The sequence below is a fragment of the Micromonospora sp. NPDC023966 genome (assembly GCF_040639095.1).
Classification (GTDB): Bacteria; Actinomycetota; Actinomycetes; order Mycobacteriales; family Micromonosporaceae; genus Micromonospora.
Genome location: NZ_JBEZZJ010000013.1, coordinates 61,899 through 85,687, shown reverse-complemented (window position 1 = coordinate 85,687; position 23,789 = coordinate 61,899). Strand labels below are relative to the sequence as shown.

Genomic DNA, 23,789 nt, shown 5'->3' with positions numbered 1-23,789 from the left:
CTCAGCCCCGGCTGGAGATCTGCTGCACCGCCCAGGCGTTGCCGTCCGGGTCGGCGAAGAACACGAAAGCGACGTTGTCCAGCGGGTGCGGCACGAGGCTCGGGTTCTCCCCGACCACCTTGATCTCGCTGACCGCGACGCCCCGCTCGACCAGCTCCGCGCGGGCCTTCTCCAGGTTCGGCACGACGAGCTGCAGCCCCCTGACCGAGCCCGGCGGGATGTCCGGCACGACGCCCCGGCCGATGACGATCGAGCATCCGGAGCCCGGTGGCGTGAGTTGGACGACCCGCCCGGTGGCCCCCAGGTCGGTGTCGTGGTCGACGGCGAAGCCGAGCCGTTCGGCGTAGAACTCCTTGGCCCGGTCCACATCGGAGACCGGCACGACCACCACTTCCAGTGTCCAGTTCATCACCCCAGGGTGACGGTCCCGGGCCGCCGCTTCAAGCGCGACAGGCCCGGGCGAACCGCCCAGGCCTGTCGCGGGAGTCAGCTCAGCAGGCGTACGCCTCCAGCCGGTTGGCCCGCTCCGGGTCGCGCAGCTTGAGCAGGGTCACCTTCTCGATCTGCCGGATCCGCTCCCGGGACAGCCCGAACTCGCGGCCCACCTCGTCGAGGGTGCGCTGCCGGCCGTCGTCCAGGCCGAACCGCAGCCGGATCACCGCCTGCTCCCGCTGGGAGAGGGTGGCCAGCACGATGCGTACCTCGTTGCGCAGTTCGCCGTTGCCGGCGGCGTCGCCCGGGTCGGCGCCGGGGGCCACCGCGGCGACGAAGTCGCCCAGCGCGCTCTCGCCGTCCTCGCCGACCGTCTGGTCCAGGCTCACCGGCTCCCGGTCGTAGGAGATCAGCTCGATCACCTGGAACTCCGGGATGTCCAGCGCGGTGGCCACCTCGGCGACGGTGGGCTCCCGGCCCAGCGTGACCGACAGCTCGCGGCGGACCCGGACCATCCGGTTGACCTGCTCGACCATGTGCACCGGGATGCGGATGGTGCGGGCCTGGTCGGCCATGGCGCGGGTGATGGCCTGGCGGATCCACCAGGTGGCGTAGGTGGAGAACTTGTAGCCCTTGGTGTAGTCGAACTTCTCGACCGCGCGGATCAGGCCGAGGTTGCCCTCCTGGATCAGGTCGAGGAAGGCCATGCCGCGACCCGTGTAGCGCTTGGCGATGCTCACCACCAGTCGCAGGTTCGCCTCCAGCAGGTGGTTCTTGGCGGCGCGGCCCTCGGCCACGATCAGCGCCAGGTCGGCGCGCAGCTCGGCGGAGACCGGGGTGCAGGTGGAGAGCTTCTCCTCGGCGAAGAGGCCGGCCTCGATCCGCTTGCTCAGCTCGACCTCCTGCGCCGCGGTGAGCAGCTTGGTGCGGCCGATGCCGTTCAGGTACGCCCGGACCAGGTCCGTGGAGACGCCGCGCTCGTCGGTGGCGTCCAGGTCGGTCAGGGTGACATCCAGTTCCTGGTGCTCGATCATCTGCTGGGCCATCTCTGTCTCTCCCCGTGTCCGTCGTGCCGTACCGGTTCCGTGCCGTTCGTCGGCGCGGCGGTGCCGGTGAGGAACAGCTTGGCGGGCGGGGCGTGAAACGGGAGTGAGGCGATCGGGGACCCGACAGCAATCCGGGCGGAACGTCGGCTGTGCCTTGCCGGACCCGGTTACCGTGCCAGCGGCCGGCCACCGGGGCTCGGCGCGCACAGGCGATCGGAGGACGTGGTGGTCTTCAAGCGGCTCATGCAGGCGATGGGTGTGGGTGGACCGTCGGTGGAGACGGTGCTGGCCAACCCGAACTGCCGTCCCGGTGGCCAGTTGGAGGGCCGGGTCCAGGTGGTCGGCGGGGAGCACCCGGTCGATGTGAGCTACGTCGCGCTCGGCCTGGTGACCCGGGTGGAGGTGGAGAGCGGCGACTCGGAGTACGACACCACCCAGGAGTTCGGCCGGGCCCAGGTGACCGGCGCGTTCCGGCTGGACCCGGGGCAGCGGTACGACGTGCCGTTCCGCTTCCAGGTGCCCTGGGAGACCCCGCTCACCGACCTGTACGGGCAGCACCTGCACGGGATGACCATGGGCCTGCGGACCGAGCTGGAGGTGGCCCGGGCGGTCGACAAGGGCGACCTGGACGCGGTGGCGGTGCACCCGCTGCCCGCCCAGGAGCGGCTGCTGGAGGCGTTGCTGCGGCTGGGCTTCCGGTTCGCCCGGGCCGACGTCGAGCGCGGCCACATCTACGGCCTACGGCAGAGCCTGCCGTTCTACCAGGAGATCGAGTTCCACCCGGCGCCCCAGTACGCCCGCGCGATGAACCAGCTCGAACTCACCTTCGTCACCGACCCGCAACAGGTGCACGTGGTGCTGGAGCTGGACAAGCGTGGCGGCCTGTTCACCGAGGGCCGCGACGCCTTCGGCCGCTTCACGGTCGACCACGCGACGGCGGACCGCACCGACTGGACCGCCCAGCTCGACGGCTGGCTCCGCCAGTCCCTCTCCCGCCGCGGCCTCTTCTTCTAAGCCCCTATCTCTCCCCTCCCGTCGATCATGGAGTTAGCGGCGATGCGGATCTCCGAAAGTGCCGCTAACTTCATGATCACCGACGGGGTTCGGGGGTTCAGAGGTCCAGGAGGATGGTGCGGGGGCCGACGTTGACGCTCTCCACCAGCATGTGTGCGCGGAAGCGGCCCGTTTCGACCTTGGCGCCGCGGGCGCGTAACTCCTCGACCAGCGCGTCGACCAGTGGTTCGGCCACCTCGGCCGGGGCGGCGGCGGTCCAGCTCGGGCGCCGGCCCTTGCGGGCGTCGCCGTAGAGGGTGAACTGGCTGACCACGAGGACGGGGGCGCCGGTGTCGGCGGCGCACCGCTCGTCGTCCAGGATGCGCAGTTCGTGGATCTTGCGGGCCATGGTGGCGGCCACCTGCGGGGTGTCGGTGTGCGTGACCCCGAGCAGCACCAGCAGCCCGTCGGTGATCTCGCCGACCACCTCGCCGTCGACGGTCACGGCGGCCCGGCCGACCGTCTGCACCACCGCTCGCATCAGTCCGCCACCGGCTCGACGAGGCCCCGCTCGACCAGGTGCGCCACGATCGGCCCGGCTGCCTCGGCCAGCTCGTCCGGGGCCACGTCGTGCGCGGCGGCCAGCAGGGCTAGCTGGTCGCGCAGCGGCAGCCGGCCGTCCGCGCCGCCGACCAGGGCGAGCACCAGCGGGTCGATCTCCTCCGACCAGCGCAGCCCGTGCGGCATGGCGAGTACCTGCCGGTCCACCGCCCAGCCCTCGTCGCCCATGGTGGCCTCCTGACGCAGCTGGAGCCCGTCGGCGGCCCGGTAGCGGGCGGCGAGCAGCCCGTCGGCGTCCCGGGCGCGCAGCCAGTCCTGCCGGTCGAACCACTCGCCGACCCGGTCGCCCAGCGGCGGCTCCACCCGCTGGCGCAGGTCCTCGACCCGGACGATCGGCTCGTCGTGGCCGGCCCGGCGCAGCGAGACGATGCCGAACCCGATCGCCTCCACCTTGTGCGCGTCGAACCAGTCCAGCCAGGCCGCCATCCGCTGCGGGTCGGCCCGCTCGCCGACGTCGGTGAGCCAGAGGTCGACGTACGCCATCGGGTCGGCCACCTCGCGCTGGATCACCCAGGCGTCCAGCCCGGTGCCGGCGAACCAGCCGGTCACCCGCTCGCCCCAGTCCTCGCCCGTGACGTGCACCCAGTTGGCCAGGTACTGCATCGTCCCGCCCTCGGTGAGCAGGTGCGGGGCGGCGGCGGCCAGCTCGGCGCCCATCGCGTCGCCGACCCGGCCGGAGTCGCGGTAGACGTGGGTGGTGGTGCCGGGCCCGACCACGAACGGCGGGTTGCTGACCACCAGGTCGAATCGGCGGCCGGCGACCGGGGCGACCATGTCGCCGCGGAGCAGTTCCCAGTCCTGCCCGTTGAGGGCGGCGGTGGTCGCGGCGAAGCGCAGCGCCCGCTCGGAGACGTCGGTGGCGGTCACCCGCCGGGCGTGGGTGGACAGGTGCAGGGCCTGCACACCGGAGCCGGTGCCCAGGTCCAGCGCGGTCTCCACCGGCCGGCGCACGGTCGCGCCGATCAGCGTCTGGGTGGCCCCGCCGATGCCCAGCACGTGCTCGGCGTGCAGCGGGCGGCCGGGCCGGGCGCTGGCCGGCACGTCGGCGAGCACCCACCAGTCGTCCCCGTACGGCTCCAGATCGACGCCGGCGCGCAGTCCGTCGTCGTGCCGCTCGACGAGGCCCCCGGCCAGCGCCTCCTCGACGGTCAACGGGGCGAGCGCGGCGGCCACCACCGGCTCCGGCTCGGTCTGCTCGCAGATGAAGACCCGGATCAGCGTGCCGAGCGGGTCGCGGTCCTCGGTGGCGCGCAGGGCCGCCCGGTAGTCGTTGCGGGCCACCCCGCCGGTGGCCTGCGCGCCGAGCCGGTCGGCGATGCCGTTGGCGGTGAAGCGCGCCCGGGTCAGCGCGGCGCGCAGCGCGTCGACCCCGGCGGGGGAGAGCAGCATGTCGTGACGGTCCACGTCGTCATCCTGCCTCGCCGCGGCGCCCGCCCGGCGGGCACCCGGGACATCCATACCACCGACCCACTGTATCGATTGTTATCTCTTTCACGCTCATCGATGTATGGCTAGCATCTGCCCCAACGTTCGTCGATGGGCGTACCCGGTGGTCACGAGCCCGGGCGTGCCCGGTAGGGAGCCAGACGATGTCCGACGTGTCCGTTCCCCGGCGGCGCGCGCTGCGCGTCCTCGCCGTCACGGCAGCCGCCGCGGCCCTCGCCGCCGCCGCCTCCACCCCCGCCCTCGCCGCACCGACCGGCGACGTCCGCTACGCCTCCGCCCCCGACGCCATCGGCGGCAGCTACCTGGTGGTGCTGAAGAGCGACGCGGTCGGCGCCGCGAACAGCCTCGCCGCCCGGACCGCCGTGCCGGACCGGGCCGCCGGCCTGGCCAGGCGCTACGGCGGCAGCGTCGGCACGGTGTGGAGCGCGGCGCTCACCGGCTACAGCGCGAAGCTGAGCCCCGCCCAGGCCCGCCGGCTGGCCGCCGACCCGGCCGTCGCGTACGTCGAGCAGGACCGGGTGGTGACCGGCCAGGCCACCCAGACCAACCCGCCGTCCTGGGGCCTGGACCGGATCGACCAGCGCAACCTGCCGCTGAACGCCAGCTACACCTACCCGAACACGGCCTCGAACGTGCGGGCGTACATCATCGACACCGGCATCCGGACCACCCACACCGACTTCGGTGGCCGGGCCACCTGGGGCACCAACACCGTCGACACCAACAACACCGACTGCAACGGCCACGGCACCCACGTGGCCGGCACGGTCGGCGGCACCCGGTACGGCGTGGCCAAGGGCGTCCGGCTGGTCGCCGTTAAGGTGCTCAACTGCTCCGGCAGCGGCAGCACCACCGGCGTGGTGAGCGGCATCAACTGGGTCACCTCCAACGCGGTGAAGCCGGCGGTGGCCAACATGAGCCTCGGCGGCGGCGCCAGCAGCTCGATCGACAACGCGGTGACCAACTCGGTCAACTCCGGCGTCACGTACGCGGTCGCGGCCGGCAACTCCAGCGCCAACGCCTGCAACTACTCGCCGGCCCGGGCCGCCGCCGCGATCACCGTCGGCTCGACCACCAGCAGCGACGCGCGCTCGTCCTTCTCCAACTACGGCTCCTGCGTGGACATCTTCGCCCCCGGGTCGAGCATCGTCTCCGCGTACCGCACTAGCGACACCGCCAGCAGCACGCTGAGCGGCACCTCGATGGCCTCGCCGCACGTGGCCGGCGCGGCCGCGCTGGTGCTCGGCGCCAACTCGTCCTACAGCCCGGCGCAGGTGGCCAGCTACCTGACCACCAACGCCACCACCGGCAAGGTGACCAACCCCGGATCCGGCTCACCGAACCGGCTGCTGTTCGTCGTCAACTGACGATCGCGCGGCCGCGCGGCCCGGTGGACCCCACCCCTGTCCACCGGGCCGTGTCGCGTGCCGCCGGGGAGTCGGCGTGGCGGGCGGCGGCGGGCGCGGCAGGATGGAGGCATGACGCTCTCGCTGCCCATCGACCCGCAGGCCAACGAGCTGCTGGCGCGCAGCCCGCTGGCGCTGCTCCTCGGCATGGTGCTGGACCAGCAGGTGCCGATGGAGAAGGCGTTCTCCTCCCCGTACGTGCTGGCCCAGCGGCTGGGCCACGAGCCGGACGCCCGGGAGCTGGCCGGCTACTCCCCGGAGGCCCTGGTCGAGATCTTCGCCCGACCGCCGGCGCTGCATCGGTTCCCCAAGGCCATGGCCGCCCGGGTGCAGGAGGTGTGCCGGGCCCTGGTCGAGCGCTACGACGGCGACCCGGCCCGGCTCTGGTCCGAGGTGGCCGACGGCCGGGAACTGCTGCGCCGGGTCGGCGACCTGCCCGGCTTCGGCCGGCAGAAGGCGCAGATCTTCGTCGCCCTCCTCGGCAAGCGGTTCGGGATCGCCCCGGACGGCTGGCGCGAGGCGGCCGGCGGCTACGGCGACGCGGACGCGTACCGCTCGGTGGCCGACGTGACCGATCCCGAGTCGCTGCGCCGGGTCCGCGAGTACAAGCAGCGGATGAAGGCGGAGGCGAAGGCCGCCAAGGGCTGACGCAACCGGCGTCCACCCTGGCTCGTTGTCATGATCGTCAAGGCGGCGACGACGGGCGGGTGATGACGGACGAGCGGGGGGCGGAACTCCTGCGCCGGGGCGGTGGGCCCTACCGCGCGACCTTCCTGGAGCTCTTCCTCGACGTCGTCTTCGTCTTCGCCTTCACCCGGGTCTCGCAGCGCCTGATCACCGACGTGGCGACGGGCGGCGACCGCCTCCCGCTGGAGCTGGCGCAGACGCTGTTCCTGCTGCTCGCGCTCTGGATGGTCTGGTCGCTGACCGCCTGGGCCACCAGCCACTACGACCCGGAGCAGCCGCCCATCCAGGCGGTGATGGTCGGGTCGATGTTCGGCAGCCTGGTGATGGCGGTGTCGGTGCCGGACGCGTACGGGCCGCACGGGCTGAGCTTCGCCGCCGGCTACGTCTCCATCCAACTGGGTCGCTCGATCTACCTGACGGTGGCGCTGCGCCGGCACGTCCAGCGGCACCTGTCCGCCCGGATCCTGGTCTGGTCGGCCGTCTCGGCCGTGCCCTGGCTCGTCGGTGGCCTGCTCGGGGAGGACGTGCGGCTGCTCTGCTGGGGGATCGCCCTGCTGATCGACTACCTGGGCCTGATCACCGGCTGGCCGGCGCCCCGGCTGGGCCGGGCGACGGCCACGGCGTGGACGGTGACCGGCGAGCACCTGGCCGAGCGGTACCAGCAGTTCACCATCATCGCGCTCGGCGAGATGATCTTCGTGGCCGGCGTCGGGTTCAGCGGCACCCACTTCTCGCTGCCGCGCTGGATCGCCTTCGTGGACGCCTTCGCCACCACCGTGCTGCTCTGGCGGATCTACTTCCACCGGGCCGGCTCCGTGCTGGCCGAGGCCGTGGCCGAGGCGCGGCAGCCGGCCCGGTTGGGGCGGTCGGCCACCTGGACCCACCTGACCATGATCGCCGGCATCGTCACCACGGCGGTCGGCTACGAGGTGGCGATCACCGAGCCCGCCGGGCACGCCGACGTGGTCCGGGTGGCGGCCATCGTCGGCGGCCCGGCGCTCTTCGTGGTCGGCCGGGCCCGCTTCGAGTACGAGGTGTTCGGCCGGGTCTCCCGGTCCCGCCTGGTCGGCCTGCTGCTCCTGGTCCTCGGCGTGCCGCTGCTGGGCCGGCTGCCGCTGCTCGCCCTCGCCCTCGCCGTCACCGTGGTGCTGACCGGGATGGCGGTGGCGGACGCGCTGCGGGCCCGGGGCCGCCCGCCCGAGCGCCCCGCCTCGCCGATGTGACCCGCCGGGGGACACGCAACCGGGGCGGCAGCCCCGTCGTTGGGAGCCAGGACGGCGGACGGGGGTGAGGTGGTGTACGAACGGGGTGCGGAACTGCTGCGCCCGCCGGACAGTTCCGGGCGTGCCACCTTCCTGGAGCTCTTCTTCGACCTGGTCTTCGTCTTCGCGCTGACCCGGGTCTCCCAGCGGCTGATCGGCAGCCTGCCCGCCGCCGGGTGGACGCTGGCCGCCGCGGTCGGCCGTACCGTGCTGCTCTTCCTGGCGCTGTGGCTGATCTGGACGATCACCGTCTGGGTGACCAGCCGGTACGAGCCGGAGCGGACGGTCATCCAGGCCGTCGTGGTCGGCACGATGTTCGCCAGCCTCGTGATGGGGGTGGCGCTGCCGCGCGCCTTGGAGGAGCGGGCGCTGCCGTTCGCCCTCGCGTACGTGGCGGTGATGCTCGGCCGGCCCCTGGTCGTCGCGGCCGCGCTGCACGGCCATCCGCGGCGGCTGGTCCCGCTCCGGCTGGCCGTCTGGGCCGCGGCGACCGCGCCGCTCTGGCTGGGCGGCGCGCTGGGCCCGGACGACCTGCGCCTCCCGCTCTGGGCCCTCGCGCTGGCCGTGGACTACGGAGCCCTCTTCACCGGTTGGCCGGTGCCGCGGGTCGGGTCCGCGCCGGTCCTCGGCTGGCGGATCGCCGGCGAGCATCTCGCCGAGCGTTACCAGCAGATCTTCCTCATCGCGCTCGGCGAGTCGATCCTGGTCATCGGGGTGACCTACAGCGGCGAGGAGTTCTCCGGCGAGGGCGCCGCCGCCTTCGTGGTCGCCTTCGTCACCACCGCGCTGCTCTGGCGGATCTACTTCCACCGGGCCGGGCACCTGCTCGCCGAGGCGCTGCGGCTGGCACGCATGCCGGGCCGGCTGGGCACGTCGGCCACTGTCACCCACCTGGTCCTCGTGCTCGGCGTGCTCACCGCGGCGGTCGGCTACGAGGTGGCCATCGCCGAGCCGTTCCACCGGTCCGAGGCGGCCCTGCTGCTCTTCGTGGTGGGTGGACCGCTGCTCTTCCTCGCCGGCCGGGCCCGCTTCGAGTACGAGATCTTCGGCCGGATCTCGGTTCCCCGGGTGCTCGGCGCGGGCGTGCTGGTGCTGCTCGTCCCGCTGCTGGCGCACGCTCCCGCCGTGCTGGCCCTGTCCCTGGTGGCCGCCGTGCTGGCCGGGGTGGCGCTGGCGGACGCGATGCGCAGCCGGGGCCGCCCGCCGGAGATGTCGGCCTCCCCGATCGGGCGGCGGGGGCCGGACAGCAGCGGCCCGGAGGCCTGACGGTCAGGCGGCGGTGGGGCGGGACAGCGCGGCCAGCGCCCGGCGCACGTCGGCCAGGGAGACCGTGGCGGAGTCGTCGAGGTCGGCCAGGCCGGCCTCGATCCACTGCCGCATGAGCGTGGTCACCCCGATGCCGCGCGTCTCGGCGGCCGCCCGGACCCGTTCGTACGTGTCCAGCGGCAGGCGCACCGAGCGGCTGACCATCGGCACGTCGGTGTCGGGGATGGGCAGTTCCGCGGGCTGGCTCTCGTCGATCAGGTCGGCGAGCGCGTCGCCGCTGTCGTGGAACCGCTTGGTCGCCTCGTTACGGTGCATCGTGACCGCCTCCTCGTCGGCGTGACCTCCGCACCGCGTCGTCGTAGCGCTTGGCCTCGACGTCGCTCAGTTCGCGGGCGGAGAGGATGTCCCAGTCGTTGTCGGTGCCGTCGGCCTCGGCCAGCAGCACCGCGAGGCGTCGCCCCCGGTGGTCGGTCGCGTAGACCACCATGACGTCGTCCCCGAGGTGACGGATGACCCGTCGCGTGCTGTGCAGGGCCTCCCAGACTTCCCCGGGCGTGACGTCGTAGACCCGCAGGTTGGCCAACGCCTCATCGGAGAAGCTGAACCGGTTGCCCACGGGCCGAGCGTACCACGGACGTAACACGCGCCGTCCTTGTCACGATTTTCGCCGATCAACCGTCCCGGGTGACAGGATGGGTCGTAATCCCCTCGAGGAGGTCCGTGGTGAAGCGTCAGGCGTACCAGCCGATCCTGATCACCGACGCCTCGCGCAGCCAGGACGACCAGCTCACCAGCCGCCAGAAGCGCTACGTGCTGATGATGGGAATCCGGGTCGCGTGCCTGGTGCTCGGTGCGGTCCTGGTGGGTGTCAACGCACCGCTGCTCTGGCTCTGGCTGCCGCTCTGCGGTCTCGGGATGGTGCTCATCCCGTGGCTGGCCGTGCTGCTGGCCAACGACCGTCCGCCCAAGGAGCAGCACCGGCTGGCCGGGAAGTTCCAGCCCCGCCACCGCGACGAGACCCCGCCCATGGCGCTCTCCGCCGAGGAGCGCCCCCACAAGGTCATCGACGCCGAACCCTGACCGGCCCGGGCGCCAACCGCCCGGACCGGTCAGGCGTCAGGGGGTGGGGCGGGCGCCTACCGTGGTTACCGCGAGGGCGCCCAGGTCGCCGGCTCGGGCCAGGGCCGTGCGCGGGTCGGCGCCGGCCAGCCAGGCGGTGAGCAGGCCGGCGGCGAAGGCGTCTCCCGCGCCGGTCACGTCCACCACGGCCACCCCGCGCGCCGGGGCCGTCTCGACCAGCCCGGCCCGGTCCACCCAGACCGCGCCGGCGGCGCCCCGCTTCACCACCACCCGCCGGGCCACCGAGGTCAGCGCCCGGGCCTGCGCCGCCGGGTCCAGCCCACCGGCCAGCACCGTCGCCTCGTCGGTGTTGACCAGCAGCAGGTCGACGTCGCGTACCCAGGTCAGGAAGGCCGCGCCGACCCGCCGCAGCGGGGCCGCGGACGCCGCGTCGACGCTGGTGGTCAGCCCGCGCTCGCGGGCGGCGGCCAGCGCGCGCAGGCCCGCGCCGCGCGACCCGACGTCCAGCAGGGTGTACGCGGACAGGTGCAGGTGCCCGGCGTCGGGCGCCGCCGCGACGGTCCGGTCGACGTGCCCGGCGGTCAGCCGCAGGTTCGCCCCCCGCTGGCTCACCATGGTCCGCTCCCCGTCGTGGGCGAGCACGATGACCGTGCCGGTGGGGTAGCCCTCGTGCCGCTCCACCGCGCAGGTCACCCCGACCCGCTCCAGCTCGGCGACCCGCTCGCGGCCCGTCTCGTCGTCGCCGACCGCGGCGACCAGGGTGACGTCCGCCCCCTGGCCGGCGAGCCAGGCCGCCGTGTTGGCCGCCTGGCCGCCGCCGCTGAACCGGATCCCGGCCGCGGTGTCCGAGCCGGTGGCGAGGGGGCCGGAGAGCACCGCGAGCACGTCGGTGATCACGTCGCCGACGACGACGATGCGGGGCACGGGGATCATGCCGAGGGGGCGGTGCGGCGGGCCGCCACGGCGACCGCTATCCGCGCCGCCAGGTCGGCGTTGCGCAGGATGATCCGGACGTTCACCGCCAGGCTGGCGCCCTCGGTGGCGGAGTGGAAGTGGGCCAGCAGGAACGGGGTCACCGCCTTGCCGGTCACCCCGTCGCGGGCCAGCATGGCCAGGCCCGTGGCGAGGGTGCGGTCGTGCAGCGCCGGGTCCAGCTGCTCGTCCACCGGCAGCGGGTTCGCCACGATCAGCCCGCCGTGGTGCACGCCCTGCTCCCGGCGGGCGACCAGCACGTCGGCGGCCTGTTCCGGCGACTCCACCGACCAGTCCAGGTCGAAGCCGGCGTCGGTGAGGTAGAAGCCCGGGAAGCGGCGGGTGCGGTAGCCGACCACGCTGACCCCGAGGGTCTCCAGCCGCTCCAGGGTGGCGCCCACGTCGAGGATCGACTTGACCCCGGCGCAGACCACCGCGATCGGGGTCCGGGCCAGGGTGACCAGGTCGGCGGACTCGTCGAAGGTCTGCGCGGCCTCCCGGTGCACCCCGCCGAGGCCGCCGGTGGCGAAGACGCCGATGCCGGCCGCCGCGGCCACCGCGCTGGTCGCCGCCACCGTGGTGGCGCCGTCCGCGCCGGTGGCCGCCGCGACGGCGAGATCGCGTACCGAGAGCTTGCTCACCCCGTCGACCGTGGCGAGCCGGGTGAGCTGGGCGTCGTCCAGCCCCACGATCAGTTCACCGGCGACCATGCCGATGGTGGCCGGGACGGCCCCCGCGTCCCGGACCGCCTGCTCGATCTGTCGCGCGACGCGAAGATTGTCCGGCCGGGGCAGGCCGTGCGAGACGATGGTGCTCTCCAGGGCGACGACCGGACGGCCGTCGCGCAGGGCGTCGGCCACCTCGGTGCCGAGACTGATGTGAAAGTTGGTCACTTCGGCTACGGTACGGGCCGCTCTCGGCGCGGGCCCAGGTGGACCGGGCCGGATCGACCTGCAAAACTGGACCGTTGGAGGTGTAGTCGTGAGTACAGAGGTTCTCGAGCGTCCCGAGCTGAAGGACGCCGACACCGGCCCGGAGATGTTCCACTACGTCCGCAAGGAGAAGATCGCGGAGAGTGCCGTGATGGGCACCTTCGTGGTGGCGCTCTGTGGCGAGACCTTTCCGGTGACCAAGGCGGCCAAGCCCGGTTCCCCGGTCTGCCCGAAGTGCAAGGAGATCTACGACTCGTACGCCGCGTGATGCCGGGCGGCCGCCCCGGCCGCCCACGTAACCTGCGGCGGTGACCACCTCCACCGCCCTGCTCTTCGCCGACCTCACCGGCGTGGCGGTCTTCGCTGCCTCCGGCGCCTCCGCGGCGGTGGCAAAACGGCTCGACCTCTTCGGGGTGGTCTTCGTCGGCGTCGTCGCCGCCCTCGGCGGCGGGATCTTCCGCGACCTGGTCATCGACGAGGTGCCGCCGCTGGCCTTCGCCGACTGGCGGTACGCGGTCACCGCGGCGGTCACCGCCGCCGCCATCTTCTGGCTGCATCCCCAGTTCGCCCGGCTGCGCACCACCGTGCTGGTGCTCGACGCGGCCGGTCTCGCCCTGTTCACCGTCACCGGCACGCTCAAGGCCCTCGACGCCCACGTGCCGGCCGTCGGCGCCTGCATGATCGGCATGCTCACCGCGATCGGCGGCGGGCTGGGCCGCGACCTGCTGACCGGCGAGATCCCGGTGGTGCTGCGCCGGGAGATCTACGCCGTGGCCGCGCTCGCCGGGTCGATCGCGGTGGCGCTGCTGTCGGCGTACGGGGCGGCGACCGCGATGCCGCTGACCGCCGCGGCCGTCTTCGTCTTCGGGCTGCGCCTGGTGGCACTGCGGCGGCGCTGGTCCGCCCCGGTGCCGACGCCCCGCACCGGCGTCCGGGGGCCGCAGGTCTGAGCCCCGCACGGCGGGGTGGGCGGATGTGACCAGCGTGGCGTCGAGTGGGGCGGAACGGCCCCGCTGGTTATGCTGAGTCGGCCTTCGCGGCACCGGATGCGCGAGGGCGTTTTCATGGGCGGCGTAACCCGTGGCCCTCGGCCGGGGTCCGCCGTCGTGCGGTCGGAGAGGAGCTACGCGTGGCACCGCGGTTGCCGGGGCTCGACACGTTCCCACCCCTGCGTGCCTGGCAACGCAAGGCGATGGTGGAGTACCTGCGCCGCCGGACCGAGGACTTCACGGCGGTCGCCACGCCCGGCGCCGGCAAGACCACCTTCGCCCTGCGGATCGCCGCCGAGCTCCTGAACGACGGCACCGTCGAGGCGGTCACCGTGGTCGCCCCGACCGAGCACCTGAAGACCCAGTGGGCCGAGTCCGCCGCCCGGGTCGGCATCCAGCTCGACGCCGCCTTCCGCAACGCCGACCTGCACTCCGCGGCCGACTTCCACGGCGCGGTCGTCACCTACGCCCAGGTCGGCATGGCGCCCCAGGTGCACCGGCGGCGCACCATGACCCGGCGCACCCTCGTCATCCTCGACGAGATCCACCACGCCGGCGACTCCCGGACCTGGGGCGACGGCGTCAAGGCGGCCTTCGAGCCCGCGGTGCGCCGGCTGATGCTCACCGGCACGCCGTTCCGCTCCGACGACAACCCGATCCCGTTCGTCAGCTACGAGCGGGGCGGGGACGGGCTGCTCCGCTCCCGCGCCGACTCGGTCTACGGCTACTCCGACGCGCTGCGCGAGGGCGTGGTCCGGCCGGTGCTCTTCCTGGCGTACTCGGGGGAGACCCGGTGGCGCACCAACGCCGGCGAGGAACTGGCCGCCCGGCTGGGCGAGCCGATGACCCAGGACCTCATCGCGCAGGCCTGGCGGACCGCGCTGGACCCGGCCGGCGACTGGATGCCGCAGGTGCTGCGCGCCGCCGACGCCCGGCTGACCGTGCTGCGCAACAACGGCATGCCCGACGCCGGTGGTCTGGTGATCGCCAGCGACCAGCAGGTGGCCCGCTCCTACGCCAAGCTGCTGGAGCAGGTGACCGGTGAGAAGGCCGTCGTGGTGCTCTCCGACGACCAGGGCGCGTCCGCGCGGATCGCGACGTTCGCGGCCTCCGAGCAGCGCTGGCTGGTCGCGGTCCGGATGGTGTCCGAGGGCGTGGACATCCCCCGGCTGGCCGTCGGGGTCTACGCGACGAGCGCCAGCACCCCGCTCTATTTCGCGCAGGCGATCGGCCGGTTCGTCCGGGCCCGCCGGCCCGGGGAGACCGCCTCGGTCTTCCTGCCCAGCGTGCCGCACCTGCTCGGGCTGGCCAGCGAGATGGAGGCCGAGCGGGACCACGTGCTGGGCAAGCCGAAGGACTCCGACGGCCTCGACGACGACCTGCTGGAGCGTGCCCAGCGGGACGACCAGGCCAGCGGCGAGCTGGAGAAGCGGTTCGCCGCGCTCTCCGCCACCGCCGAGCTGGACCAGGTGATCTTCGACGGCGCCTCGTTCGGCACCGCCGCCCAGGCGGGCACGCCCGAGGAGGAGGAATACCTCGGCCTGCCCGGGCTGCTCACCGCCGACCAGGTCTCGATGCTGCTGACCAAGCGGCAGGCCGAGCAGCTCGCCGCGCAGCGACGCCGGGCCGCCCAGCGGACCGCTGAGCCGGCCGCTGCGGCCCCGGCGGCGGCCCCGCCCCCGATGAGTGCGGCCCAGCGCCGGGTGGCCCTCCGGCGGCAACTGAACGCCCTGGTGGCCGCCCGCCACCACCGCACCGGCCAGCCGCACGGCAAAATCCACGCCGAGCTGCGCCGGCTCTGCGGCGGCCCGCCCAGCGCCCAGGCCACCATCGAGCAGCTGGAAGAGCGCATCGCCACCGTCCAGACCCTCTGACCCGCCCCCTCACCCGGCCCCGGGTGATGATGAGGTTGGCGGCGAAGTGGATCTCCAAAACTGCCGCCAACCTCATGATCGACGGGGTTTGGGGTGGGGTGGGTGGGGGTGCGCAAAAGCCGGCCGGAGGTCCCTGGGGACCTCCGGCCGGCTTATGTCTAGTTGCGGATTCCTCGTACTCAGTTCGCCATCAGATCGGCGCCACGCCAGCTGAACTCCGGGTCCGACGCGTAGCGCACGGTGATCTTCACGAGATCCTCCGCGTACTTGTTCGCGTGGTGCCCACAGAACACCAGCTCGCTCCCACCCGCCAGAGTGATCCGGAGCTTGCCGGCAGCATTGCAGCGGTCGCACCGTTCATCGGCGGCCGGGGGGCTCACCGTCTCGGGCGGCGGCGTGAGGGTCGGGGTCATCGCCTTCCTCCTCTGGTCGTCACCGATGAACACTCTCTTCGGTTGCTCACCTATCGTGCAACACCCTTCTCGGGCCCTGCCTTCCCTGTGTGCCCGTCGGGGACGGAGGTCACACCTGGCGTGGAAGACAGTGTGCCGTGCACCAAGGGTGCCACGTCAACGATCACAAACCGGCAACCGTCAGGTCACCGGAGAGTGTTCTACGGCTGGTGATCAAACCGACACGGCGTGGTTGACGCGTGACGGTCAGTCCAGGTAGTCGCGGAGCACCTGGGAACGCGAGGGGTGCCGCAACTTGGACATGGTCTTGGATTCGATCTGCCGGATGCGCTCCCGGGTCACGCCGTAGACCTGGCCGATCTCGTCCAGGGTCCGCGGCTGGCCGTCGGTGAGGCCGAAGCGCAGGCGTACCACGCCCGCCTCGCGCTCGGACAGCGTCTGGAGGACCTGCTGGAGCTGGTCCTGGAGCAGCGAGAACGACACCGCGTCGACCGCGACGACCGCCTCGGAGTCCTCGATGAAGTCACCGAGCTGGCTGTCACCCTCGTCACCGATGGTCTGGTCGAGCGAGATGGGCTCCCGGGCGTACTGCTGGATCTCCAGCACCTTCTCCGGTGTGATGTCCATCTCCTTCGCCAGCTCCTCCGGGGTGGGCTCGCGGCCCAGGTCCTGGAGCAGCTCGCGCTGGATCCGACCGAGCTTGTTGATCACCTCGACCATGTGCACCGGGATGCGGATGGTGCGGGCCTGGTCGGCCATGGCGCGGGTGATGGCCTGGCGGATCCACCAGGTGGCGTAGGTGGAGAACTTGTAGCCCTTGGTGTAGTCGAACTTCTCGACCGCGCGGATCAGGCCGAGGTTGCCCTCCTGGATGAGGTCGAGGAAGGCCATGCCACGACCGGTGTAGCGCTTGGCCAGCGAGACGACCAGCCGGAGGTTCGCCTCCAGCAGGTGGTTCTTGGCCCGCTCGCCGTCCCGGGAGATCCACATCAGGTCGCGCTGCATGTCGCGGGTGAGCTTCTCCTCGCCCTCGTCGGCGGCGCGCAGCCGCTCGGCGGCGTAGAGGCCGGCCTCGATCCGCTTGGCGAGCTCGACCTCCTGCTCGGCGTTGAGCAGCGGCACCTTGCCGATCTGCTTCAGGTAGGCCCGGACGGAGTCGGCGGAGGCGGTCAACTCGGCGTCCCGGCGCGCCTGCTTGAGCGCCTCGGACTCTTCGTCGTCCCACTCGAAGTCGTTGTCCGTGGCGGAGCTGGCCGCGTCGGCCTCGGCGGCCTGGGTCAGCTCGGCCGGCTCCTCGACCACCACGTCCTCGATCTCGGCGGCCAGTTCCTCCGGATCGATCTCGCCCTCGGCGCCCTCGCCCTTCGGGGCGTCCTTGGCCGGCTTCGCGGCGGCGTTCTTGGCGGCCACGGTGGCCTTGGTGGCCCGGGTCGTCTTGGTGGCCTTCGCCGGGGCGGCGGCCTTGGCGGCCACCTCGGCGGTGGTGCCGGCGGCCTTGCGCGCCGTCGCCTTCCGCGGGGCGGGGGCCGGGGCCTCCTCGGCGGCCGGCGCCTGCTTCGGGGCGGGCGCGGCGGCCTTCTTGGTGGTCTTGGCCGTGGTGGCCCGGGAGGCCGGAGTGGCGGACCGGGCGGCGGCGACCCGGCGGCGGGTGCTCGCGGAGCCGTCCACGACCACCGTCACGCCCGCCTCGGAGAGCGCACGGAGGATCTTCTTGGCCTGGGCCGGGGTCACCTCAGCGGACTCGACGGTGCGCGCGAGCTGGGCCGACGTGAGCTGGCCGCCGGCGCTCTGCGCGTGGGCGATCAGGGTGTCGGTGAGCGAGCGAACGTCGGCGCCGGTCTGGCGGGGTTCTGTCACGAATGACCTTCCGGAGGCGAAGAGCGAGCACGGCCGGGTCGTCCGGCGCAGCACGGAACGCCGTGCCGGGCGATGTCGTTGAGGGACCCCCGTGTCCCGGTCCGACCGGTCGCTGGCGGTCCGTGGCGCGTGGGGCAGGGTGAATTGTAACGCCGTCTGCGGCGATCATCCTGCGCCGCACGGTGGACCGGCCGTACGGACCACCGATTAGGCGCAGTTGTGGACTTTGTAAGGATGATACCCGCGCGCGAACCGGCCGGTCCGGATCGTGCCGGAAGGGGACGAACATGATCGCCTCGGCGCCCACGCCGCAGGAACTGCTCACGATCGCCGTCGAGGTGGCCCGGGACGCCGCGGCCACCGCGCACCGGATGCGGGCCGAGGGGGTCTCGGTGGCCGCGACCAAGAGCACGGTCACCGACGTGGTCACCGCCGCCGACCGGGCGGTGGAACGGCAGGTGGTGGCGGCGCTGCGGACGCTGCGCCCCGGCGACGCGGTGCTGGGCGAGGAGTACGGCGCGGGGGAGACCGGCCCGGCCGCCGAGGGCGGGGTGCGCTGGATCGTCGACCCGATCGACGGCACCGTCAACTATCTCTACGGGCTGCCGTACTGCGCGGTCTCCCTGGCCGCCGAGGTGGCCGGCGAGGTGGTCGCCGGGGTGGTGCGCAACGTGGCCACCGGCGAGGAGTGGACCGCCACCGCGGGCGGCGGCGCCTGGCGGGACGGGCAGCGGCTGCGCTGCTCCGCCGAGACCGACCTGGGGCAGGCGCTGGTCGCCACCGGGTTCGGCTACGACGCCGGGCGCCGGGCGCACCAGGCCCGGGTGGTGGCCGAGCTGATCCCGCAGGTGCGGGACATCCGCCGGATGGGCGCCGCCGCGCTCGACCTCTGCCTGGCCGCCGAGGGCCGGGTGGACGCCTACTACGAGAAGGGGCTGGCCGCCTGGGACCTCGCCGCGGGCGGGCTGGTCGCCCGGGAGGCCGGGCTGCTGGTGACCGGGCTGTCGGGCCGGCCGCCCGGCCCGGACCTGGTGCTCGCCGCGCCGCCCGCGCTCCACGAGCCGCTGGACACCCGGCTCACCGCCCTGGACGCCTCCGGCGGCCCGTGACCGGTCCGCCGGGCGGATACGAGCCGGGTGGATACGGAAAGAGTGGCCGCCCCGCCGGGGGAGGGCCACTCTTTTCACGAGAACGGGTCGGCCGATCGGCCGTTACTTGACCGGCCCCGCGCAGGTGCCGGCCGGCGCCTCCGGCGAGCCGAGGTCGCCGAGGGACTGGTTGACCTCGGTGGTGGTGGCCAACTGCTGGAAACCGTTGCCGAGGATCACGTCGACCGTGTCGTCCTTGCGCTTCAGGTCGGGTTCCAGCTTGGCGTTGTTGAGGAAGTAGGCCCGCAGCAGGTGTGCGGAGCCGACGCCCTTGGGGCCGTAGCGCAGCACCGCCACCTGGTCGGTCTTGGGGGCGTTGCCCTCCTTCTTGACCTGGAAGTTGCGGTTGCGGAAGTCGTCCGCGACGCCGCCGGCCAGCCCCACCTCGTCGGTGCCGTTGTAGACGTTGATCTTGACGTCCTTCTGCTCGCGCAGGCGCACGTCGGCCACCGGCCAGCCCTCGGGGCAGTCCTCGGCGATGCCCGCCGAGCTCTGGGTGTCGCGCACCACCGCGACCACGACGAAGACCAGGGCGGTGACCGCCAGCAGTCCGACGACAACGAGTGCCCGCACTCGCGCAAAACTCATTCTGGGCGCTCCCCGGACGGTGATTGGGTGGCGGCGGCCGCCGGCGGTCGGTCCGCCCCGCCGGCGGTCGAGTACGCCGCTGAGGTTAACGCTTGTCCGGCTGTCGCGTGGAAACAGTCCGACATACCGGCGCGCCACCAGAGGAACGGGTACTACTACCCCTATCTTCGTGTCGCCTGAGTCACATTGGGAACAACTTCGGGCGCAGGGGCGTACATCTCTGCCGCGAGGGCGGTATACATGCCTCGCCCAAAGGGGGGGTAAGGTTCCGCGCTCGCTGGGGAGTTCCTTCCTGGCGGTCCCGGCCCACGACGGTCGGGTCGGGTGACCGACACATTTGGTGGCCGGCCAGCGGAACCGAAACAGCGTCGTCCGGCGTTACAACCGGAAGCGACCATATCGATATGGGAGAGTGAAACCGATGGCCACCGACTACGACGCCCCGCGTCGCGACGAGGTCGACCTCGGCGAGGACAGCCTGGAAGAGCTCAAGGCCCGGCGCGTCGACACACAGTCGGGCGCCGTGGACGTCGACGAGGCCGAGGTGGCCGAGAGCTTCGAGCTGCCCGGCGCCGACCTGGCCGACGAGGAGCTCACGGTCAAGGTGCTACCGATGCAGCAGGACGAGTTCAGGTGTGCCCGCTGCTTCCTGGTCCACCACCGCAGCCAGCTGGCGGTCGAGCGCAACGGCGAGCTGATCTGCCGCGAGTGCGTCTGACCCCGAACCGAGACACCGGCGGCGGCCTCCTCGACGGGGCCGCCGCTTATCGAGCCGCCATGCGCTGGTGGCGGGAAGCTGCTTGACTCGTACGGGCGGCTGTCACGCCGCGCGGGGCAGGAGGGCGGACGGGTGAGCGAGCGCAGCGAACGGGCCGGGGGGCCGGGCGTCGAGGGAACCGGCGCGGACCGACCGACCGAGAAGAACGTGATCCTGCCCGGCGGGGGCGCCGATGCCGGCCGGCCGGAGGAACCCGACGCCGACGCCGAGCAGCTCGGCGCGACCGTCGCGGCGCTGACCGAGGACGACATCGGCCCCGCCCGCCGCCGGCAACTGCTCACCCGGCTGGTGGCCCAGACCCGCGCCCGCGGCATCGCCGACCTGTACAAGCCGAAGGCGGCGATCCGCTGGATGACGGACACCGTTGCCGAGGTCGCCCCGCGCGTGCCGATTCGCGACCTGGCGACCCTCCGCAAGCACTTCCCCGGTCTGGACGACGAGGCGCTCGCGGAGCGGCTCATCCGCAACGCAGCCCGGACGACCGCCGGGGTCGGCGCGGCCGGAGGCGGGGTGGCCGCGGTGGAGTGGGCGGTCACGCCGACCCTGCTCTCCGCGCCGGTGCTGCTGGCCGCCGAGACGGTCGCCGTGGTGGCCGTCGAACTGAAGCTGATCGGCGAGCTGCACCAGGTCCACCGGGTGCCACTGCCCCCCGGTGGCGCCCAGCGGGCGGTGGCCCTGATGCACTCCTGGGCCACCCAGCGGGGAATCAACCCGATGATGCCGGGGGTCGGGGTCAGCGCGGTGCTGGGCACCGCCGCCCGCCGCGAGCTGCGCGACAGCCTGCTGCGGCGCTTCGGGCGCAACCTCACCACGCTCGGGCCGTTCCTGACCGGCGCCGCCGTGGCCGGCTACCTCAACCGGCGGGCCACCCGTACCCTCGGCGACCAGCTCCGCAAGGACCTCCACTTCCAGGCCCGCGCGCTGCCCCGCAAGAACCCCTGACCCCGGACAACCCCCGGTCGGAGCGGGTCAGGCGGCGTCGCGGGCGGCGATCAGGGCCGCGGCCAGCTCGACCGGGCGGCGGGAGCTGATCACCCAGAACGGGGTGGGGTCGTCGGGATCGTCCAGCACCACCTGCACCGCGCCGCCGACCCAGGGCCGCTGCACCACGAAGGCGAGCGGGTCGGCGCCGACGCCCAGCACCTCGCCCCGGCCGGCCGTGTCCAACGGCACCGCGTCCGCGATGTGGCGCACCGGTAGGTGCGCGTCGTCGACCCGCAGCTCGCCGGCGCGGACCGTGACCCGGATCCGGCCCAGCCACCAGAGCGTGGCCACCGCCGCCGGGATCAGCAGCACGAACGGCAGCCAGGCGCGGACGCCGGTCGCGCCCATCCACAGCTCGGCGGCGAGCAGCCCGGCGGCGGCCAGGCCGATCGGCCAGGCCCACCAGGGCAGCCCGAGGCGCTCCGAGTACTCCGGAGCGGCGGTGACGGGGGCGGCCGAGGATGACGACTGACGCACAGTCCGAGGGTACGGCGCGCGGGGGACCGGTGAACCGGCAGGATGGCAGGGTCACCCCCGCAAGGACCGGACGGAAGAGGATGACTGTGACAGACGTCGTACCCGTGCCCGTACGGCAGCTCGATCCGGAGCTGCCACTGCCGGCGTACGCCCATCCCGGCGACGCCGGCGCGGACCTGGTGGCCGCCGCGGACGTGGAGCTGCCCCCCGGCGGGCGGGCCCTGGTGCCGACCGGCGTGGCGATCGCGCTGCCGGAGGGGTACGTCGGGCTGGTGCACCCCCGATCGGGGCTGGCGGCCAGGCTCGGCGTGACGGTGCTCAACGCGCCCGGTACGGTCGACGCCGGCTACCGGGGTGAGATCCTGGTCAACCTGATCAATCATGATCGGGAGACACCGGCGAAGATCAGCCGGGGCGACCGGATCGCGCAGCTCGTGGTCCAGCGGGTCGCCCGGGCCGAGTTCCAGCCGGCGGTCGAGCTGCCCGCGTCCCGGCGCGGGAGCGGCGGGCACGGCTCCACCGGCGGGCACGCCGGGCTGGTCCCGGCTCCGGCGGGTGGGCGGACGGAAGAGGTGGCAGGGTGAGTGCGAACAGCGGAGGGTGGGCGCAGTGATCTTCTCCCGTAAGCGGGCCGAGGGCGCGCGGCACGCGCGTGACGAGCGGGACGCCGGGGTCCTCGACGCCGAGGAGACCCCGCAGTCGCCGGCCCGCGGCCCCTACGACGCGGCGGAGGCGCCCGACGCGCCCCGGCTCGACCTGGGCAGCCTGCAGATCCCGGCGGTGCCGGAGGTCGAGGTGCGGGTGCAGGCCGACCCGCAGGGCGTGATCCAGCAGGTGGTGCTGGTGCACGGCCAGAACGCCCTGCAGCTCGGCGTCTTCGCCGCGCCCCGCTCCGAGGGCATCTGGGACGAGGTGCGCGAGGAGATCCGGCAGTCGCTGTTCAACGACGGCGCGGCCGCCCAGGAGGTCGAGGGGGAGTACGGCACCGAGCTGCGCGCCCGCGTCCGCACCCCGGACGGCATCACCGACCTGCGCTTCGTCGGCATTGACGGGCCGCGCTGGATGGTGCGCGGGGTCTACCAGGGCGAGGCCGCCACCAACCCGGTCGCCGCCGGCCCTCTCGCGGCCTGCCTGGACGGCCTGGTCGTCGACCGCGGCCAGGAGGCCAAGCCGGTCCGCGAGCCGCTGCCGCTGCGGCTGCCCCGCGAGATGGCCGAGCAGCAGGCCGAGCAGGAGGGCGCGCCGCAGCAGCGGGAGGCCTGAGCACCGCGATCCGGGCCCGGTCCCGTCGGCGTGACGTCGGCGGTGCCGGGCCCGCCGCTGTCCGGTCCCGGCGGCGGTACGCCTGCCGACGCCGGTCCCGCCGACGGGTCGGATCGGCGTACGCTGGCGGGACGGTTCCGGCAACCCGGGGCCACCCAGGAGCCGGCGCGAGCCGGCGGGCGTGGAGAGGGTGACGCGGAGGTCATGACGACCGACGAGAGCCGGGTGTCGCTGCGGCGGCTCCTGCAGCGGCTCACCGCGAGCGAGGCCGAGATCGAGGCGCAGGAGCTGCAGCGGGAGAGCGCCGAGTCCGGCGGGATGCCCGCCCGCCAGTGCATGCGGGGCCAGGTGGTCTCGGTGGCCGGGCGGCTGCGCACGGTGGTCTACACGCCCCGGACCAACCTGCCCACGCTGGAGGCCGACCTCTACGACGGCAGCGACGTGGTCACCCTGGTCTGGCTGGGCCGGCGGCACATCGCCGGTATCGAGCCGGGCCGGCACCTCACCGCCCGCGGCCGGGTGGCCGTACGGGACGACCGCAAGGTGATCTACAACCCGTACTACGAGCTGGAGTCGCCGAAGTGACGACGGGACAGCACACCGAGCCGGAACTCGGACCGGAGGACGCGCCGCTGCCCAGCATCGCCGAGCAGATGGCCGACCAGCTCGGCGGCTGGCGGGGTCTGGTCGAGTCGAGCATCCCCGTGGTGGTCTTCGTGATCGCCAACGTGGTGGGCGACCTGCGTCCCGCGGTGATCGCCTCGGTGGCGGTGGCGCTGCTGATCGCCGGCCTGCGGCTGGCCCAGCGCCGGCCGGTGCGGCACGCGGTCAACGGCCTGTTCGGCGTCGCCATCGGCGCGGCCATCGCCTGGCGCACCGGCAACGAGCGCGACTTCTACCTCCCCGGCATCCTCTACGGCATCGGCTACGGCCTGGCCCTGCTGCTCTCGGCGGCGATCCGGCAGCCGTTGGTCGGCTGGATCTGGTCGGTGCTGGTGGCCAAGGGTCGCTCCGAGTGGCGGGACGACCCGAAGCTGGTGCGCACGTTCACCCAGCTCACCGTGCTCTGGGGCGTGGTGTGGCTGGCCAAGGTCGGCGTGCAGGCCGGGCTCTACCTGGCCCACCAGGACACCGCGCTGGGCGTGGCCCGGCTGGCCCTGGGCTACCCGCCCTACGCGCTGCTGCTGCTGATCACCGTCTGGGTGGTGCGCCGGGTGACCCGGGAGAACGCGCCGGCGCCGCTGCCGGGGGCCTGAGCCCCCGAGCAGCGGTCGG

At 73.3% G+C, this 23,789-nt stretch carries 28 protein-coding genes; 16 read left to right on the top strand and 12 right to left on the bottom strand.

From position 1 onward, the window contains the following. Position 1 precedes the first annotated feature (1 nt). Both AB0F68_RS18730 and sigB read right to left on the bottom strand, forming a co-directional pair. Entirely contained in the window at positions 2–409 is a 408-nt protein-coding gene (locus tag AB0F68_RS18730) for a VOC family protein (RefSeq protein ID WP_357339594.1), read from the bottom strand. An 82-nt stretch (positions 410–491) separates the two neighbouring features. Beyond that, entirely contained in the window at positions 492–1,478 is a 987-nt protein-coding gene (gene sigB, locus AB0F68_RS18725) for an RNA polymerase sigma factor SigB (RefSeq protein WP_357339592.1), read from the bottom strand. Positions 1,479–1,703: 225 nt separating this feature from the next. On the opposite strand from sigB, the gene AB0F68_RS18720 reads away from it, so the two are divergent. Then, positions 1,704–2,492, top strand: coding sequence for a sporulation protein (locus AB0F68_RS18720; RefSeq protein WP_357339837.1), 789 nt, complete (start codon positions 1,704–1,706; stop codon positions 2,490–2,492). Positions 2,493–2,589: 97 nt separating this feature from the next. Here AB0F68_RS18720 and dtd read toward each other — a convergent pair whose 3' ends face one another. Next, a complete protein-coding gene (gene dtd / locus AB0F68_RS18715; protein WP_357339590.1) occupies positions 2,590–3,012 on the bottom strand; it encodes a D-aminoacyl-tRNA deacylase in 423 nt (140 codons plus the stop codon). Continuing rightward, on the bottom strand, positions 3,012–4,496 hold the full coding sequence (locus AB0F68_RS18710) for a methyltransferase (RefSeq protein ID WP_357339587.1): 1,485 nt from the start codon (positions 4,494–4,496) through the stop codon (positions 3,012–3,014). The genes dtd and AB0F68_RS18710 overlap by 1 nt, the downstream gene beginning before the upstream one ends. Positions 4,497–4,681: 185 nt before the next feature. Between AB0F68_RS18710 and AB0F68_RS18705 the strand changes: the two genes are divergently transcribed. The 4 genes from AB0F68_RS18705 (at position 4,682) to AB0F68_RS18690 (ending at position 9,159) form a co-directional block, all read left to right on the top strand. Then, complete coding sequence (locus AB0F68_RS18705) at positions 4,682–5,905, top strand: S8 family peptidase (protein WP_357339584.1); 1,224 nt, start codon at positions 4,682–4,684, stop codon at positions 5,903–5,905. A 111-nt stretch (positions 5,906–6,016) separates the two neighbouring features. Next, entirely contained in the window at positions 6,017–6,592 is a 576-nt protein-coding gene (locus tag AB0F68_RS18700; protein WP_357339582.1) for an HhH-GPD-type base excision DNA repair protein, read from the top strand. A 62-nt stretch (positions 6,593–6,654) separates the two neighbouring features. Then, the gene (locus AB0F68_RS18695; RefSeq protein WP_357339580.1) at positions 6,655–7,854 is read left to right on the top strand and encodes a low temperature requirement protein A; all 1,200 of its coding nucleotides are present in this window, start codon (positions 6,655–6,657) and stop codon (positions 7,852–7,854) included. A gap of 72 nt (positions 7,855–7,926) precedes the next feature. Further along, the gene (locus AB0F68_RS18690) at positions 7,927–9,159 is read left to right on the top strand and encodes a low temperature requirement protein A (protein WP_357339578.1); all 1,233 of its coding nucleotides are present in this window, start codon (positions 7,927–7,929) and stop codon (positions 9,157–9,159) included. Between the two features lie 3 nt (positions 9,160–9,162). Here the strand turns inward: AB0F68_RS18690 and AB0F68_RS18685 are convergent, their stop codons facing one another. Together AB0F68_RS18685 and AB0F68_RS18680 are read right to left on the bottom strand one after the other, a co-directional pair. Next, positions 9,163–9,474, bottom strand: a complete 312-nt coding sequence (locus AB0F68_RS18685; RefSeq protein ID WP_357339576.1) for a hypothetical protein — start codon at positions 9,472–9,474, stop codon at positions 9,163–9,165. Further along, complete coding sequence (locus tag AB0F68_RS18680; RefSeq protein WP_244167872.1) at positions 9,464–9,775, bottom strand: hypothetical protein; 312 nt, start codon at positions 9,773–9,775, stop codon at positions 9,464–9,466. Before AB0F68_RS18680 ends, AB0F68_RS18685 begins: the two co-directional genes overlap by 11 nt. A 107-nt stretch (positions 9,776–9,882) precedes the next feature. Between AB0F68_RS18680 and AB0F68_RS18675 the strand changes: the two genes are divergently transcribed. Beyond that, the gene (locus AB0F68_RS18675; RefSeq protein WP_357339835.1) at positions 9,883–10,239 is read left to right on the top strand and encodes a DUF3099 domain-containing protein; all 357 of its coding nucleotides are present in this window, start codon (positions 9,883–9,885) and stop codon (positions 10,237–10,239) included. A 36-nt stretch (positions 10,240–10,275) separates the two neighbouring features. Here the strand turns inward: AB0F68_RS18675 and AB0F68_RS18670 are convergent, their stop codons facing one another. After that, positions 10,276–11,172, bottom strand: a complete 897-nt coding sequence (locus AB0F68_RS18670) for a PfkB family carbohydrate kinase (protein WP_357339573.1) — start codon at positions 11,170–11,172, stop codon at positions 10,276–10,278. Continuing rightward, positions 11,169–12,104 carry a pseudouridine-5'-phosphate glycosidase gene (locus AB0F68_RS18665; RefSeq protein ID WP_357339571.1) on the bottom strand — a complete coding sequence of 312 codons (936 nt, stop codon included), beginning with the start codon at positions 12,102–12,104 and terminating at the stop codon, positions 11,169–11,171. The genes AB0F68_RS18670 and AB0F68_RS18665 overlap by 4 nt, the downstream gene beginning before the upstream one ends. An 88-nt stretch (positions 12,105–12,192) precedes the next feature. Here AB0F68_RS18665 and AB0F68_RS18660 point away from each other — a divergent pair, with 88 nt between their 5' ends. The 3 genes from AB0F68_RS18660 (at position 12,193) to AB0F68_RS18650 (ending at position 15,006) form a co-directional block, all read left to right on the top strand. Next, positions 12,193–12,411, top strand: a complete 219-nt coding sequence (locus AB0F68_RS18660) for a DUF3039 domain-containing protein (RefSeq protein ID WP_107074832.1) — start codon at positions 12,193–12,195, stop codon at positions 12,409–12,411. A 40-nt stretch (positions 12,412–12,451) separates the two neighbouring features. Then, a complete protein-coding gene (locus AB0F68_RS18655) occupies positions 12,452–13,093 on the top strand; it encodes a TRIC cation channel family protein (protein WP_357339568.1) in 642 nt (213 codons plus the stop codon). 179 nt (positions 13,094–13,272) lie between these two features. Beyond that, entirely contained in the window at positions 13,273–15,006 is a 1,734-nt protein-coding gene (locus AB0F68_RS18650; RefSeq protein WP_357339566.1) for a DEAD/DEAH box helicase, read from the top strand. Positions 15,007–15,185: 179 nt separating this feature from the next. Here AB0F68_RS18650 and AB0F68_RS18645 read toward each other — a convergent pair whose 3' ends face one another. Next, entirely contained in the window at positions 15,186–15,419 is a 234-nt protein-coding gene (locus tag AB0F68_RS18645; RefSeq protein ID WP_013284786.1) for a hypothetical protein, read from the bottom strand. Between the two features lie 246 nt (positions 15,420–15,665). Next, the gene (locus tag AB0F68_RS18640; RefSeq protein WP_357339564.1) at positions 15,666–17,276 is read right to left on the bottom strand and encodes an RNA polymerase sigma factor; all 1,611 of its coding nucleotides are present in this window, start codon (positions 17,274–17,276) and stop codon (positions 15,666–15,668) included. Between the two features lie 287 nt (positions 17,277–17,563). Here AB0F68_RS18640 and AB0F68_RS18635 point away from each other — a divergent pair, with 287 nt between their 5' ends. Further along, positions 17,564–18,385 (top strand): inositol monophosphatase family protein, encoded by an 822-nt coding sequence (locus AB0F68_RS18635; RefSeq protein ID WP_357339561.1) that lies wholly within the window; start codon positions 17,564–17,566, stop codon positions 18,383–18,385. A 102-nt stretch (positions 18,386–18,487) separates the two neighbouring features. Here AB0F68_RS18635 and AB0F68_RS18630 read toward each other — a convergent pair whose 3' ends face one another. Next, positions 18,488–18,997 carry a LytR C-terminal domain-containing protein gene (locus AB0F68_RS18630; RefSeq protein ID WP_357339833.1) on the bottom strand — a complete coding sequence of 170 codons (510 nt, stop codon included), beginning with the start codon at positions 18,995–18,997 and terminating at the stop codon, positions 18,488–18,490. Positions 18,998–19,433: 436 nt separating this feature from the next. Between AB0F68_RS18630 and AB0F68_RS18625 the strand changes: the two genes are divergently transcribed. Both AB0F68_RS18625 and AB0F68_RS18620 read left to right on the top strand, forming a co-directional pair. Continuing rightward, positions 19,434–19,730 carry a DUF4193 domain-containing protein gene (locus tag AB0F68_RS18625; protein WP_091269374.1) on the top strand — a complete coding sequence of 99 codons (297 nt, stop codon included), beginning with the start codon at positions 19,434–19,436 and terminating at the stop codon, positions 19,728–19,730. A gap of 213 nt (positions 19,731–19,943) precedes the next feature. Next, positions 19,944–20,732: a hypothetical protein gene (locus tag AB0F68_RS18620; protein ID WP_357339830.1), complete on the top strand. Its 789-nt coding sequence runs from the start codon at positions 19,944–19,946 to the stop codon at positions 20,730–20,732. Positions 20,733–20,759: 27 nt separating this feature from the next. Here the strand turns inward: AB0F68_RS18620 and AB0F68_RS18615 are convergent, their stop codons facing one another. Beyond that, positions 20,760–21,251 (bottom strand): DUF3093 domain-containing protein, encoded by a 492-nt coding sequence (locus AB0F68_RS18615; protein WP_357339559.1) that lies wholly within the window; start codon positions 21,249–21,251, stop codon positions 20,760–20,762. Positions 21,252–21,337: 86 nt separating this feature from the next. Here AB0F68_RS18615 and dut point away from each other — a divergent pair, with 86 nt between their 5' ends. The 4 genes from dut to AB0F68_RS18595 all read left to right on the top strand — a co-directional run bounded on the left by dut (position 21,338) and on the right by AB0F68_RS18595 (position 23,770). Next, complete coding sequence (gene dut / locus AB0F68_RS18610; protein WP_357339828.1) at positions 21,338–21,835, top strand: dUTP diphosphatase; 498 nt, start codon at positions 21,338–21,340, stop codon at positions 21,833–21,835. 25 nt (positions 21,836–21,860) lie between these two features. Beyond that, positions 21,861–22,514: a DUF3710 domain-containing protein gene (locus tag AB0F68_RS18605; protein ID WP_357339557.1), complete on the top strand. Its 654-nt coding sequence runs from the start codon at positions 21,861–21,863 to the stop codon at positions 22,512–22,514. A 204-nt stretch (positions 22,515–22,718) separates the two neighbouring features. Further along, entirely contained in the window at positions 22,719–23,099 is a 381-nt protein-coding gene (locus tag AB0F68_RS18600; protein ID WP_357339555.1) for an OB-fold nucleic acid binding domain-containing protein, read from the top strand. Next, on the top strand, positions 23,096–23,770 hold the full coding sequence (locus tag AB0F68_RS18595) for a DUF3159 domain-containing protein (protein WP_357339552.1): 675 nt from the start codon (positions 23,096–23,098) through the stop codon (positions 23,768–23,770). Before AB0F68_RS18600 ends, AB0F68_RS18595 begins: the two co-directional genes overlap by 4 nt. Positions 23,771–23,789: the final 19 nt, after the last annotated feature.

Coding starts and splice junctions, on each gene's coding strand:
- AB0F68_RS18730 (WP_357339594.1), bottom strand. CDS start 409: ATGAACTGGACACTGGAAGTGGTGGTCGTGCCGGTCTCCGATGTGGAC.
- sigB (WP_357339592.1), bottom strand. CDS start 1,478: ATGGCCCAGCAGATGATCGAGCACCAGGAACTGGATGTCACCCTGACC.
- dtd (WP_357339590.1), bottom strand. CDS start 3,012: ATGCGAGCGGTGGTGCAGACGGTCGGCCGGGCCGCCGTGACCGTCGAC.
- AB0F68_RS18705 (WP_357339584.1), top strand. CDS start 4,682: ATGTCCGACGTGTCCGTTCCCCGGCGGCGCGCGCTGCGCGTCCTCGCC.
- AB0F68_RS18700 (WP_357339582.1), top strand. CDS start 6,017: ATGACGCTCTCGCTGCCCATCGACCCGCAGGCCAACGAGCTGCTGGCG.
- AB0F68_RS18695 (WP_357339580.1), top strand. CDS start 6,655: ATGACGGACGAGCGGGGGGCGGAACTCCTGCGCCGGGGCGGTGGGCCC.
- AB0F68_RS18685 (WP_357339576.1), bottom strand. CDS start 9,474: ATGCACCGTAACGAGGCGACCAAGCGGTTCCACGACAGCGGCGACGCG.
- AB0F68_RS18670 (WP_357339573.1), bottom strand. CDS start 11,172: ATGATCCCCGTGCCCCGCATCGTCGTCGTCGGCGACGTGATCACCGAC.
- AB0F68_RS18645 (WP_013284786.1), bottom strand. CDS start 15,419: ATGACCCCGACCCTCACGCCGCCGCCCGAGACGGTGAGCCCCCCGGCC.
- AB0F68_RS18635 (WP_357339561.1), top strand. CDS start 17,564: ATGATCGCCTCGGCGCCCACGCCGCAGGAACTGCTCACGATCGCCGTC.
- AB0F68_RS18625 (WP_091269374.1), top strand. CDS start 19,434: ATGGCCACCGACTACGACGCCCCGCGTCGCGACGAGGTCGACCTCGGC.
- AB0F68_RS18600 (WP_357339555.1), top strand. CDS start 22,719: ATGACGACCGACGAGAGCCGGGTGTCGCTGCGGCGGCTCCTGCAGCGG.